This window comes from Winogradskyella sp. MH6, from assembly GCF_022810765.1.
Lineage (GTDB): Bacteria > Bacteroidota > Bacteroidia > Flavobacteriales > Flavobacteriaceae > Winogradskyella.
This window is the reverse complement of record NZ_CP094494.1, coordinates 1035316-1048938: the sequence shown is the minus strand read 5'-3', so window position 1 is coordinate 1048938 and position 13623 is coordinate 1035316. Positions and strand designations below refer to the sequence as shown.

The 13623-nt window shown below is 33.3% G+C and carries 15 protein-coding genes; 6 read left to right on the top strand and 9 right to left on the bottom strand.

Annotated elements, in window-relative coordinates; genetic code table 11:
* Positions 1-93 precede the first annotated feature (93 nt).
* Positions 94-1131, top strand: a complete 1038-nt coding sequence (locus MST30_RS04615) for a hypothetical protein (protein WP_243473233.1) — start codon at positions 94-96, stop codon at positions 1129-1131.
* Between the two features lie 56 nt (positions 1132-1187).
* Here MST30_RS04615 and metG read toward each other — a convergent pair whose 3' ends face one another.
* Positions 1188-3254 carry a methionine--tRNA ligase gene (gene metG / locus MST30_RS04610; RefSeq protein ID WP_243473232.1) on the bottom strand — a complete coding sequence of 689 codons (2067 nt, stop codon included), beginning with the start codon at positions 3252-3254 and terminating at the stop codon, positions 1188-1190.
* Between the two features lie 109 nt (positions 3255-3363).
* Between metG and MST30_RS04605 the strand changes: the two genes are divergently transcribed.
* From MST30_RS04605 to MST30_RS04595, 3 genes are read left to right on the top strand one after another with little or no spacing between them, the layout of a single operon-like run.
* The gene (locus MST30_RS04605) at positions 3364-3990 is read left to right on the top strand and encodes a hypothetical protein (protein ID WP_243473231.1); all 627 of its coding nucleotides are present in this window, start codon (positions 3364-3366) and stop codon (positions 3988-3990) included.
* A 51-nt stretch (positions 3991-4041) separates the two neighbouring features.
* The gene (locus tag MST30_RS04600; RefSeq protein ID WP_441372794.1) at positions 4042-5064 is read left to right on the top strand and encodes a S66 peptidase family protein; all 1023 of its coding nucleotides are present in this window, start codon (positions 4042-4044) and stop codon (positions 5062-5064) included.
* A 26-nt stretch (positions 5065-5090) separates the two neighbouring features.
* On the top strand, positions 5091-5450 hold the full coding sequence (locus MST30_RS04595; RefSeq protein ID WP_243473230.1) for a YraN family protein: 360 nt from the start codon (positions 5091-5093) through the stop codon (positions 5448-5450).
* A 19-nt stretch (positions 5451-5469) separates the two neighbouring features.
* Here MST30_RS04595 and nadD read toward each other — a convergent pair whose 3' ends face one another.
* Genes nadD through MST30_RS04580 form a run of 3 tightly spaced genes read right to left on the bottom strand, consistent with a single transcriptional unit; the run spans position 5470 to position 7514 of the window.
* Complete coding sequence (gene nadD / locus MST30_RS04590; RefSeq protein ID WP_243473229.1) at positions 5470-6048, bottom strand: nicotinate (nicotinamide) nucleotide adenylyltransferase; 579 nt, start codon at positions 6046-6048, stop codon at positions 5470-5472.
* A gap of 1 nt (position 6049) precedes the next feature.
* Positions 6050-6640 (bottom strand): guanylate kinase, encoded by a 591-nt coding sequence (gene gmk / locus MST30_RS04585; protein ID WP_243473228.1) that lies wholly within the window; start codon positions 6638-6640, stop codon positions 6050-6052.
* A gap of 16 nt (positions 6641-6656) precedes the next feature.
* Positions 6657-7514: a YicC/YloC family endoribonuclease gene (locus MST30_RS04580; RefSeq protein ID WP_243473227.1), complete on the bottom strand. Its 858-nt coding sequence runs from the start codon at positions 7512-7514 to the stop codon at positions 6657-6659.
* Between the two features lie 131 nt (positions 7515-7645).
* Here MST30_RS04580 and MST30_RS04575 point away from each other — a divergent pair, with 131 nt between their 5' ends.
* Positions 7646-8125, top strand: a complete 480-nt coding sequence (locus tag MST30_RS04575; RefSeq protein WP_243473226.1) for an acyl-CoA thioesterase — start codon at positions 7646-7648, stop codon at positions 8123-8125.
* 75 nt (positions 8126-8200) lie between these two features.
* Here the strand turns inward: MST30_RS04575 and MST30_RS04570 are convergent, their stop codons facing one another.
* From MST30_RS04570 to MST30_RS04555, 4 genes are all read right to left on the bottom strand, one after another.
* Positions 8201-9331: a hypothetical protein gene (locus tag MST30_RS04570; protein WP_243473225.1), complete on the bottom strand. Its 1131-nt coding sequence runs from the start codon at positions 9329-9331 to the stop codon at positions 8201-8203.
* 1 nt (position 9332) lies between these two features.
* Complete coding sequence (locus MST30_RS04565) at positions 9333-10226, bottom strand: DMT family transporter (protein ID WP_243473224.1); 894 nt, start codon at positions 10224-10226, stop codon at positions 9333-9335.
* Entirely contained in the window at positions 10219-10572 is a 354-nt protein-coding gene (locus tag MST30_RS04560) for an arsenate reductase family protein (protein WP_243473223.1), read from the bottom strand. The genes MST30_RS04565 and MST30_RS04560 overlap by 8 nt, the downstream gene beginning before the upstream one ends.
* Positions 10573-10640: 68 nt before the next feature.
* Positions 10641-11369, bottom strand: coding sequence for a PdaC/RsiV family protein (locus tag MST30_RS04555; RefSeq protein ID WP_243473222.1), 729 nt, complete (start codon positions 11367-11369; stop codon positions 10641-10643).
* A gap of 118 nt (positions 11370-11487) precedes the next feature.
* Between MST30_RS04555 and MST30_RS04550 the strand changes: the two genes are divergently transcribed.
* Positions 11488-12627, top strand: coding sequence for a cystathionine gamma-synthase (locus tag MST30_RS04550; RefSeq protein ID WP_243473221.1), 1140 nt, complete (start codon positions 11488-11490; stop codon positions 12625-12627).
* A gap of 9 nt (positions 12628-12636) precedes the next feature.
* Here the strand turns inward: MST30_RS04550 and MST30_RS04545 are convergent, their stop codons facing one another.
* Positions 12637-13440, bottom strand: coding sequence for a THC0290_0291 family protein (locus MST30_RS04545; RefSeq protein ID WP_243473220.1), 804 nt, complete (start codon positions 13438-13440; stop codon positions 12637-12639).
* Between the last annotated feature and the right edge of the window lie 183 nt (positions 13441-13623).

The following is a 13623-nucleotide window of genomic DNA, read 5'->3' as shown; positions in this document are numbered from 1 at the left end:
AAATATGGCTTTTACAATCTATTATTTTAAAGATGTGTTAGGTGTTATAAAATCGTTTTAATACATCTTCTTTTTGAATTAAAAACTATATAAATGACAAATCAAAGTTCATATAAAATAAAGCCATTATCGCTAGAGGATAAAAAGAAGCTTAAGAGGCAATACTTGTTTTTTATAGCGTTTGGTGTTTTTCTAGGTGCTATTTTTTTCTTCATTTTTAAACTGGTGTTACCAAATGGTGAAATGGGAATGGTTCCTGTTTTTGTTTTTACTGCTATTGCGTTTATTTTTGCGGCAGTTATTTCTTACTTTTTTTGGAGTACTTATACCGATTTAAAAAAAGGTGTAAAGCATTGTTATACGGGTTTTGTAACCGATAAACGCATAAATAAACACACCACATCTTCTGCTCGGCATAGTAGTAGAGGAGGTTCTAGCGGCTATGGTTCTTCTCGTAAAACCACACAAACGCATTACTATGTAAGCGTAGAAAATAAAGAACACGGTATTCCCTATAAACACTATTTCCAAACGAAATTAGGGGATAAGGTATATCTAGAAGTTAGTCCTAAAAAAAAGGAAATTTTAACCTTTACTATTTTAGAAAAAAACACAGAAACAATAGACTTTGCTGATACCACAAACATAATAAACAAACAGAGTTTTGTGCCTAATGAAAAGTCTGTGCCTATGAGAACAAAGGACATAGAATTAGTAAAGAAGGTTTTTTTTAAGTCTATTAGAAAAGACTTAATGTTTCTTATTCCTATTACAATCTTGCTATTTGTACTTTGGAAAGGCATATTTATATTTCTAATTCCGTTGGTTATTGCATTGGTTTATTATGCAATCAAGGTGCTGATTAAATTCAATCAATATGCGAAATTTAGTCGTAAAGGGTTCCTAAAAATAGTTACTAAAGCTGAGGTGAAGGATAAACTGAAGATAACCTCCAATAGAAGCGCTACAAAATTTCAGTTAAAAACCAGTAATTGTAGTATTAATGTTTCAGAGCATATATATAATCAAATACAACATTCTCAGATCATTTTTTTACATAAAGCCACGTTTATAAATGTGTTATATGAAGTAAGCTTTGATGGTAAAAACTTAGTTATGTTCAAAAATTAATTGACCAAAATGCTGAAGACTATCAAATTTACGATATCTAGTTAGAGTATAAAGCGTTAACTTATCTTCAAACCATTAGCAACTCCTTCAATATTTGGATTTACAAACACTAAATTGCCACTTTCGTCTTCAGTCATTAAAATCATACCTTGACTTTCTACGCCTCGCAGTTTTCTTGGTGCTAAGTTGACTAAAACCGTAACACGTTTACCGATAACCTCCTCTGGTGAAAAACTTTCTGCAATACCAGAAACAATAGTACGTGTGTCGATACCAGTATCAACTTTAAGTACCAATAATTTTTTGGTTTTTGGCATTTTTTCAGCTTCGAGAATAGTACCAACGCGTAAGTCTAATTTTGTAAAATCATCAAAAGTAATTTCGTCTTTTTGAGGCTCTACTTTTTTGTTGGCTGCTTCGTTGGCTTTTTTACTGGCTTCAAGCTTATCTAATTGTTTTTGTATGGTCTCATCTTCAATCTTTGAAAATAATAATTCTGGTTTTCCGGATTGGATGCTGTGACCTGCAGGAAGTAAAACGTCTTTGGTTGAAATGTCTTCCCAAGTCAATTCAGAATTAAGTTCAGAATGATTTAAAATGGATTTCAATTTATTAGACGTAAATGGTAAAAACGGTTCGCTTAACACTGCTAAAGCTGATGCAATTTGTAAAGCCACAAACATTACGGTTTTAGTACGTTCTTCGTCTGTTTTTATAGTTTTCCAAGGCTCTTCGTCTGCTAGATACTTGTTTCCGAGACGTGCTAAATTCATAAGTTCTTGGCTACCTTCTCTAAAACGATAACGCTCAATAGAACTTGCAATTACTGCAGGATACGCTTTTACAGCAGCCAAGGTTTCCTCGTCTATAGCTTTAAATTCTGCTGGTTGTGGAATTTCGCCATTGTAATATTTGTTGGTTAGTACAGCAACACGATTAATGAAATTGCCGAAAATAGCCACCAACTCATTGTTATTTCTAGCTTGGAAATCTTTCCACGTAAAATCATTGTCCTTAGTTTCTGGTGCATTAGCCGTTAAAGCATAACGCAATACATCTTGCTGGTTTGGAAAATCTTCTAAATATTCTGGTAACCAAACTGCCCAGTTTTTTGAGGTTGAAAGTTTATTGCCTTCCAAATTTAAAAACTCGTTGGCAGGCACATTATCTGGTAAAATGTAAGAACCTTCAGCCTTTAACATTGATGGGAAAATAATACAGTGAAATACAATATTATCTTTACCAATAAAGTGTACTAATTTGGTGTTTTCGTCTTTCCAGTAATCTTCCCAGTTTTTGCCGACACGTTCTGCCCATTCTTTGGTTGAAGAAATGTAACCGATTGGTGCATCAAACCAAACATAAAGAACTTTGCCTTCACCACCTTCTACAGGAACAGGAATTCCCCAATCTAAATCTCTGGTTACGGCTCTTGGTCGTAATCCGTCGTCAACCCAAGATTTTACTTGACCATAAACATTAGGTTTCCAGTCTTTTTTATGTCCTTTTAGTATCCACTCACGTAAAAATTCTTCGTGCTTATTTAAAGGTAAAAACCAGTGTTTGGTTTCTTTCAACGTTGGTGTGTTTCCTGTAATGGCAGACTTCGGATTTATTAAATCTGTAGCATTATGACTGGTTCCGCAATTCTCACATTGGTCACCGTAGGCTTCTTCATAGCCACATTTTGGGCACGTACCAATCACAAAACGGTCTGCCAAGAACTGATTCGCTTCTTCATCATATAATTGCTCAGATACTTCTTCAACAAACTCATTTTTATCATAAAGTGTTTTAAAGAATTCTGAAGCCGTATCGTGATGAATTTTCGCTGAGGTACGAGAATAATTGTCAAAAGAAATACCAAAATCTTCAAATGATTGCTTGATAATCGCATGATACTTATCTACAATGTCCTGTGGTGTAACTCCTTCCTTTTTTGCTTTAATTGTAATAGGAACTCCATGCTCATCACTACCACAAATAAAAGCCACATCATTACCTGTTAATCTTAAATATCTCGAATAAATATCTGCTGGTACATAAACACCTGCTAAATGACCAATATGTATTGGACCATTAGTATATGGTAAAGCAGCTGTAATGGTATATCTCTTTGACATAAATACTTCGTTTAATCAGCAAAAATAACTATTAAGTTTTTGTATTGAAACATAATGTTCTCTAACTTTAAATAGAATACTTTTTTTCTTTAGATTTGAAATAAAAGCAATGAAAAAAATTAATTTAATCATTGGCGCAATTTTTTGTGCCACTTTAACTTATGCTCAAGAAACTAAAGAAAAGGGGAAAGAGAACCCAATAGCTTATATTGAAGCTGTTTTGGGTTTTGGTAATGGAAGCGCAGATGGTCTTGTTTTTGGTTACAGCTTAAATTATCAGTCAAAAGGAAATCTCTTTACATTTAGAAATAATTACTTAGCTTCTAAGAATAAAGAAAGAAACAGAGGGCTTTCTAATGTGTTAATTTTTCCAGCTTATGTTCAAGGAAACTCTTTTGCAGAGTATGCATTTCTTTATGGGAGAAGATTAATTTTTGATGGTTCTTCATTGAGTTTTTCAGGAGGAATTTCAACAAATACAGCGGTTTATAGAAAAGAGGTTGAGGGGAATCGCATAAGGTCAAGTCTTAATTATATGGCTTTTCCTTATGAAATATCATTTAAGTTTTTTAAACGTGAAAAGTCTAGATATAGAATCATATATGGCTTAATACCCATTGGAAAACCAACCGCATTTTCAAGATCTTTTGGTATTAAATTATTTGGTAGCATTGGTAAAGAGAGCTACTTTGGTTTAGGATTAACCTTTGGTTTTGGTTGGCATAAGGTGTATTAAAATAGTTTATGGTTAAAACAAATACTTTTATCTTTACAAAAAGCAGTTTTTATGGATTTGAAAAACTCAATACTACTTCTTTATTTTACGCTTAGTTTTGGTATAATTCAATATGCTTATGCTCAAAATCAAACAGATAACTCACTCAAAATGAACGATACACTCTTAAGACCAGCATACTTAAAAGCAGGTGATACTGTTGCTATTGTAGCACCATCAGGAATTTTAAAAAACAGGGAGAGAGAAGTTCAGCAAGCGGTAGATTTGTTAAAAGAATGGGGATTAAATGCTATTGTTGGTGAACATGTATTCAGTAAGGCAGATCATTTTGCAGGTACAGATGAAGAACGTTGTGAAGATTTACAGAAAGCAATGGACGACCCTACAATTAGTGCTATTTGGTGTGCAAGAGGAGGCTATGGTACAGTAAGAATTTTAGATAAATTAGATTATACAAAGCTTAAAGAAAATCCTAAATGGATTATCGGTTACAGCGATATTACAGCATTACATAATCAGTTGCATAATCAAGGGTTTGAATCTTTGCATGCGTTAATGTGCGTGAGTCTAACTCAAGATATTACAGAAGTCCAAGAATCTGTAGATACGTTTAAAGCTGCCTTGTTTGGTAATCCATCAAATTATGATTTAGAAGGTTCTAAATATAACCGAGAAGGTGAAGCAAAAGGTCAATTGATTGGTGGAAATTTAACGATACTTCATACCATGTTGGGTTCTGATACAAGTTTAGATACCTCTGGAAAAATTCTTTTCATAGAAGAAATAGGTGAGTACAAATATCATATAGACCGTATGCTACAAAGTATGAAGCGTGCAGGTTATTTTGAAAATCTTAATGGTTTGGTTGTAGGTGATATGTCTAAACTGAGAAAAAACACAACACTTTGGGGAACCTCGGTAGAACAATTGATATTAGATGCTTTAGCAGATTATAATTTCCCCATAGCTTTTAATATGCCAGCGGGTCACGAAGATGATAATAGAGCTTTAGTGTTGGGTAGAGAAGTTGAGTTGAAGGTTGGGAAGGAAAAAAGTAGTTTATATTTTAAATAAGATTCCTGCTTTCATAGGAAGTTAATATGGCACAACACAACGAACTTGGTAAAAAAGGTGAGCAACTAGCAGTAGAATTTCTAATCGAAAATAGCTATGATATTGTAGAACGTAATTACCGTTTTGATAAAGCCGAAGTAGATATTATTGCTCAAAAAGGTGATGTTTTGGCAATAGTTGAAGTAAAAACAAGAAGTTCGTTAGATTTTGGAAATCCTCAAGATTTTGTAAAGCCAAAGCAAATTAAAAACCTGGTGAAAGCAGTTGACGAATATGTCACTGAAAACGACTTAGATGTTGAGGTTAGGTTTGATATTATTGCTATCGTTAAAGAGAACAAAACCTATAACATTGAGCACTTGGAAAATGCTTTTTATCATTTCTAATACTTGGAAATAAGGAAGCTTATTTGTAAAAATTCATTTCGTCAATATATTCCCAAACTGAGTGAGGTAACATAGGACGAACGTTTTTACCTTCTTTAATAGAATTTCTAATAAATGTTGAAGATAATTCCATAATAGGTGCATCTACATGGTGAATTTTTGGGTGATCTTTAAACTGAGTATCTGTTTTGCCTTCAGATATACGAGGATATACATAAACGCTATAGTTCTCTAGTATTAACTCATAATTTTTCCATTTATGAAAACTTTTTAAATTGTCTTCTCCCATGATTAGGGCAAATTCATAATCTGGGAATTTTTCTTCAAGATAAGTTAGCGTATCTATGGTGTAGTTGGGTTGTTTTAACCCAAATTCTATATCACTTGGTTTTAATTTATCATAGTCTTTTGTTGCTCGGTAAACCATTTCATAACGCTGTCTATTATCGAGCATACTGTTTTTTTTCTTAAACGGACTTTGAGGTGTTACTACAAACCAAATTTGGTCTAAATCACTGTGTTCAGCAAGGTGGTTTGCAATCGTTAAATGACCAATGTGTATTGGGTTAAATGTGCCAAAATACAATCCAACCTTCATGTTATTTGTTTATAAAATCAGAAACTAACTTATATGCGTTTTCTAGTGCTTCTTCCAAATTAGAGTTCACTACAATTTCATCAAAAAGCGGAGCAGTTGCTAACTCTGCAGGTGCCTTTGCAACACGCATACTTATTTTTTCTGGACTTTCTTCACCACGTTCTTTAAGACGTCTCACCAATTCGTTTAAGTCTGGTGGTTTTACAAAAACTGCTAAGGTTTGCTCTGGAAATTTTCGTTTTATACGTAGGCCACCAGATACATCAATATCAAAAATAACGTGTTTGCCTTTTGCCCAAATACGTTCAACTTCAGCTTTTAATGTGCCGTAAAAGTTGTCTCTATAAACTTCTTCCCACTCTAAAAACTCATCGTTCTTAATCTTATTTTTAAATTCTTTTAGCGAGAGGTAATAATAATCTTTACCATGCACTTCGTTACCACGAGGTTCACGAGAGGTGGCAGATATTGAAAACTCTAAATTTAATTCGGGTTGTTTTAATAAATGACGAACAATTGTGGTTTTACCAGAACCAGAAGGTGCCGAAAATACAATAAGCTTGCCTTGTTTTTTTAATTCTTCTTTAGACACGTAGATTTGTTTTTAATTAAAGCACATTCAATAACTGTTCCTTTATTTTTTCGAGCTCATCCTTCATTTGTACCACGAGCTTTTGCATAGGTGCATAGTTTGATTTTGAGCCAATAGTATTGATTTCTCTACCAATTTCTTGAGAGATAAAGCCTAGTTTTTTTCCGTTAGAATCATCAGAGTTCAGGGTTTTAATGAAGTAATCTAAATGATTGTCTAACCTTACTTTTTCTTCTGTGATGTCGAATTTTTCAATATAGTAAACAAGCTCTTGCTCAAAACGGTTTTCATCTACCTTCTCCTTAATGTCTGCAATTCCTTTTTCTAAACGCGCTCTAACTCCTTCAATGCGCTCAGGATCTATTGCAATAACTTTGTCTAGTAATTCTTTTAGCGTTGAAATTCTATCCGTAAAATCTTGCTTTAAAATTGCGCCTTCGTCTTCTCTGTAGTTTACGATTTTAGAGATGGCTTCATTAATGCTTTCTGCAATTTTTAACCATTCTTCTTCGTCAATGTCATCTCGTTCTGTAGTCACGGCATCTGGTAAGCGAACGGCCATTTTTAACAACTCTACGTCATCTCCATCAACCACATCCTTTAGTTGTTTAATGTACTCTTTTACAACTGTTTTATTGATTTTAGAGCTGGTGTCTTCACCAGTAATTTCAACATAAAGCGAAAAATCTACCTTTCCTCTAACCAAATGTTTAGCCAGAAGCTTTCTTATATCTAATTCTTTTGCACGATACATAGAAGGCATGCGTGCATTAACGTCTAAATTCTTACTGTTAAGTGATTTTAGTTCTATAGATATTTTTTTGGTTGGGAGTTGTAAAACTGATTTCCCATAACCAGTCATGGATTGTATCATTAAAAGATGCGATTAAAGTTGGGCAAAGGTACAAAAATCAGCGGTTCTGAAATTATTTTAAATTTTTTAGAAACTCTTATGCATGCATAATAAGGTTTGTTAACTTTGTTTATCAAAACCAAAAATTTACCATGTACAAAAAACAATTTGAAATCCGTTGGAGCGATGTTGATGCTAATGGGCACTTAGCTAATTCTGCGTATACTAATTTTATGAGCCATGCAAGGATGTCTTTTTTTAGCGAACAAGGCTTTTCTATGCCAGAAATTATGAAGCATAATATTGGACCTGTAGTATTCTATGAGCATATGTACTATTTTAAAGAATCCTTTATTGGAACACCAATTACAGTTACTATTGAAGTGTCTGGTTTGAGTGAGGATGGAATGCTGTTTATGTTTGAACATAATTTTTATAACCATAAAGGAGAGAATTTGGCCTACTGCGAAATGCAAGGTGCATGGATAGATTTAAAAGCTAGAAAACTGACTGGTTTGCCTGACGAATTATTAAAGTTGGCACATACATTTCCTAAGTCTGAAAACTATAAAGTGCTTACCAAAGAGGATACTAGGAAACATGGTGTGAGACCGAAGCCACTTGAGATTTAAGGTAAATAAACCCCTTCAAGATAAGCACAAAGGGTTGGTAAATTAAGACCAAGAGATTCCTGCTTTCGCAGGAATTTATTTAAACGGTTGATGCTGCTTGAATGTTTTTATATGAACATTCTTTATAAAGGGCTTAAGAATTTTATTTGGTAATGCGTACTTATGCCTGCAATAACAAGTTAAAGTTTTTGGTTGTGCGCCAAGTGTACTCTTAATTTCAGAAGCTGTTCTGCCAAGATTTATTTGAGAGGATTTAGTTTCTATTCCTAAGCGAACATAGTCATTTAAAATTCTAGGATAGATTGCATATTCTTTATTGTTTGAATAGTCTATGCCAATAAAATGCGCATCAAGATGGTCGCCATTTTGCATTGCTGACAAGAAGCCTACAAGCTTTCCTTCCAGAAAATAACCCTTAACAATAAAATTGTCTTTGTAAGTGTTTTTTAGTTGAGTATAGGTATTTAGGTTTAGTATCTGAGCATTAAAATCTGCATTATCTATTGTGTTTTGATATAAAGCTTGTAGCTCATCTAAGTACATTTTGATGTCTTCTTCACTTAAGAGTTTAGATTCTAAAACTTCACTTTTTGTGTCAGCTCTATTGGCTTTTACTCTGTATTTAGACTTTAAAGCTGAAGTGTAATCTTCAAAAGATTTCCACGTAGAATCAAGATAAATAATCATGTTAGGTTCCACATGCATGGATGCATAATCAAAAGCTTTTAAATGATCTGTAATGTAGAGTGATTCGTCTTCAAAATCTTTAATAAAGATAGTACTGAGACGTTTGCAGCGATAGAGTTTTTTTACAGCTTTTGCAATGGCTCTAAAAGTTTCTACCTTAGGTTCGCCTTCCTTTAAAAATGTACCATATTCACCACTTAGAAACACATTACCACAAAACAATACTTTGATGTGATTATTGCAAAACAGGTTATTTACTACGTTCCTCAATTTATGAGACATAGCAATGTTTTTGGTAATAGTTTCTATGCCAATGGTTACAATCTGAGTGTTAGCAAAAGCTATAGCTTCTTCGCCTTTTAAAATGAAAATATAATTAAACTCAATATCGGTATTTGCAATTTCAAAAGCTTTTAAAAACTCTGGCGAATAATAAATATTGCTAGTACAATTGAGGCTTTCCCAGTACGATTTAGGAATAGAATCAACGGTTTTAAATATTTCAGAATTAAGAGACAAACTACTTTTTCTGTTTTCGCTTTACAGTTACCAAATATACACCTGTAAAAATTAGAATCATGGCTCCAATCTTTATTGCATCTATAAAATCTGCGCCAACAGCAAGAGCAAAAAGTGTAGCAATAACAGGTTGCAGGTAGATAAAAATCCCAACAGTAGAAGCTTTTAGCATACTAAGCGCGTAAGGATTTAACAAATAAGTACCGAAAGTTGCGCCAACAACAACAAAGATTACTGAGAATGTAATATATGGTGTAAATGAATGCCATTGCACTTCTCCTAATTCATTATAACCAAAAGGGATTAGCATAAACAAACCAATTAAAAACAGCCATTTTATAAATGTTACCGGATGGTATTTTTCGGTCAGCTTTTTAATTAGGATTACATATATACTATATGAAATGGCATTAACTAGGATAAGGAAATTACCCAGTGGTATGTTGTCTCCAACTCTACCTGATTTTCCGTAAATGGTAAGAACCAAAGCGCCAAAAAGCGCAATTACAATACCTGCAATTTTTTTTGATGTTATTTTTTCTTTCAGAAAGTAAGAGGAAAGCACAAGGATAATCACCGGAACAATAGTCATTATAGCTGACGCGTGAATAGGTGAGGTATATTCTAATCCTTTAAAAAAGAATAAGAGATTTACTACCATACCAAATATTGCTGCAACAATAAATTTGATGTAATCTCTCTTATCAATTTTTTCTTTCGGGAAAAAGAAACCAATCAACCAAAATAGGGCTGTTGCACCTATAACCCTAAGGAGAACAAAACCAAACGGTTTAATATAGTTTTCGTTCATTACGGTTTTAGCAATAGTATAGTTAAGACCGTATAGTAGCTGTACTGTAAACAGAGCAGCTAACGCATACTTTCTACTATTCATTTATTGCTTTTTTTGCCGCTTCAACTACTTTTTTAGAGTTACCAATAAATATTTTGTCATTGAATATAATTACTGGTCGTTTAAGAAATGTATAATGCTCTAATATGTAATTTTTATAATCGTCTTCTGTAAGAGATTTATTCTTTAAATCTAATTCTTTGTACAGTCTGGCACGTTTGCTAAAGAGACTTTCGTAACTATCAGTTAAGCTACGCATCTCCTCAATTTGTTTCTCAGTAATTGCTTCGGTCTTTATGTCCTGAAGTTGAAAATCCTTTGGAAGATTTAGTTCGCTGATGATTCTTTTACAAGTATCACAAGTACTTAGGTGATAGATTTTTTTCATAGCTTATTTAGCTTGTATTTATAGCGTTGCAAAGAACGCACTTTTTAAGACGATTATTGATAGAATGCTTACTTAACTTTTAGATATGGGTCAACTGCATCAAAAGGAATAACAAACTCGGTGTAACCTTGATCGTAAGAAGCAACTTCGTATACATTGTAAAGAAAAACTAAACCATCTTCACTGAAACCAATATTTTCAGGTAACTGAAATGGTTTTCCAAAAAAGTAATCTTCTATTTGATTATTTTCTTTATCGGCATCAATAGATTTTAAAAAATGGTCCTTTGCAAGTGTCTTAAAACCGTCTGAATTATCTATAATGTCATTAAGCTTGTAAACCTCACCTGTATTAGCGTTAAGATTTAAAAACTTAATTTTATCATTTCCGTGAGCACCACCTTTAAACTCGTAAGTGTTAATAGATAAGGTAATAACCTCTTCAGATTGGTAAGCCTTTTCGGTTTCTATGTGTAGCTCCCAGGCAGGATGAGATGCTTCTGGAAATTGCTTTTTAAAAGTTATAAATTCAGTATCAAAATCTTCTAAGACAGACTCTAGACTTGTTTTTTTTGTGACATCACTTAGTGTTGAAATAATAGCTTCTTTTATTTTGAAGTTTATAATCTTACTTACTTCACTATTGCCAATAGCCTCATCAATAGAAACAGAAATATCGGCTTCATAATGATTTTCGTATGAATTGTTTTCAAAACTTATAGTCTTAGTTTCATTACTACACGAAAAAATTAAAGTTAAGTATAGAAATAAAAGCGAAATGTGGTTTTTGTTAATCATTCATTAAAGGTGTTGTAGTGCTTATTTAAGAACGAATTATAGATTAAATTTGTTATGCCTTAAAGAATCTTGTTTCTGTAAAGTTACCACGATTAAGATAAACCATTTAGAAATTATAATGAAATTTAACACAAAAACGATTCATGGAGGTCAAGAGCACGATGCAGCTTATGGGTCTGTAATGCCACCGATTTATCAAACGACTACGTATGCTCAAACGTCACCAGGTAATCACAAAGGCTATGAGTATTCTCGAACTCACAATCCTACAAGACATGCTCTTGAACAATCCTTCGCAAGTTTAGAAAATGGAAATTTCGGGCTGGCTTTTGGCTCTGGCTTGGCAGCGATTGACGCAGTTTTAAAATTGCTAAATCCAGGAGATGAGGTGATTTCTACAAATGATTTGTATGGTGGTACATACAGGCTTTTTACTAAAATATATGAGGATTTTGGAATCAAGTTTCACTTCATAGGAATGAATAATGCCAATAATATCGAAGACTTTATAACTGAAAAAACCAAACTCATTTGGGTGGAAACACCAACCAATCCAATGATGAATATTATTGATATTAAGGCAGTTTCGACTATTTCTAAAAAGTATAATTTATTACTTGCGGTAGATAATACGTTTGCAACTCCATACTTACAACAACCGTTAGATTTAGGTGCAGATATCGTAATGCACTCAGCTACTAAATATTTAGGAGGTCATAGTGATGTGGTAATGGGTGCTTTGGTTGTAAGAGATAAAGAATTAGCAAATAAGTTATATTTTATTCAAAATGCAAGTGGTGCTATTTGTGGTCCTCAAGATGCTTTCTTGGTTCTTAGAGGTATAAAAACATTACATGTTAGAATGCAGCGTCATTGTGAAAATGGTAAGGCTGTAGCTGAGTTTTTAAAATCTCATCCAAAAATTGAAGATGTATATTGGCCAGGCTTTGAAGACCACTCTAATCATGAAATCGCAAAATCGCAAATGAGCGATTTTGGTGGTATGGTTTCTTTTACAACTAAAGGGAATAATTACGAAGAAGCTATTAAGATAGTCGAAAACCTAAAAATCTTTACCCTTGCAGAGTCTCTTGGTGGAGTAGAGTCATTAGCAGGTCATCCTGCAAGTATGACACATGCTAGTATACCCAAAGAAGAACGCCAAAAAACAGGAATTGTAGATTCTTTAATTAGATTGAGTGTTGGAATAGAAGATAAAGAAGACTTAATTGCTGACCTTAAACAAGCAATAGGATAGGTCTTTTTACTAATCCAAATAATAAATGTAACCAAAATTCAGCCATAGATTCCAATCGTTGGCTTTGTTAGAAGGCATTTTGTGGTCTAAACCATCAATAAAATCATCAAAATAATATTGCCATCTTAGTTCTACAAATAAGTCAGATAGTATGGTGAGTTTGTATCGTGTACCAACACTGGCTACTACAGACCATGTAGAGCCTGACTCTGCACTAATAAAAGGATCTCCGTTAGAAACAGCATCCCATCCGCCATAAAAATTATCGTTGTTTAAAATATTACGATCACCATATGTGGTTTCAACACTTGGGTTAAAAGAAACAAAATGAGCACCCACAGCTACGAAAGGGGCAAAAGAATAAGCACCTGCAGAAAAAGCTCTTACACTTCTTGGAAAATATTCTAGTTGCATACCTATATCCCAATTTTCAGCTTCGCCACTATGGGCTCTTAGCTTGTCAGCATTGATACTGGTTCTAGAATCATCTACCCATTTCCCAAAGTGACTAAGAGAAGTTTTATTCCAAGAAATTTCGCTCCTTAATTTAAAATGGTCATTAAAGTATGTGTCTGTGCTATAACAATTACAATCTGCTCTGTAAGCAAAATTGATATAGTGAACAATCCCTAATGCAACACCTGTGTTGCCAGAATTTGTCTCAAAATCACTTCTAACTCCAAAGTCAGATTGAAACGCAACCGCTCCAACAAAAGCACCTATTTCATGAGAAAAGCCCAATTGGGCAGAAGAAGTTTGAATTGCACTCATCAACCCAAACAACATTATTAATTTTTTAATATGTCTTGCCATATAACACTTATGATTAAGCGGTTGCCGAACAAATATATAAAAACTCGACGAACTACAAAATAAAACGGACAAAATGCAAATTTCTTTTAGGGAGAAGAATTTTATTACAAAATCTAAATATTTAAAAAATAATTGAGAATATAAAAAAAATAAGCCTTTATTTTTAGAGATAACGTATCTTTG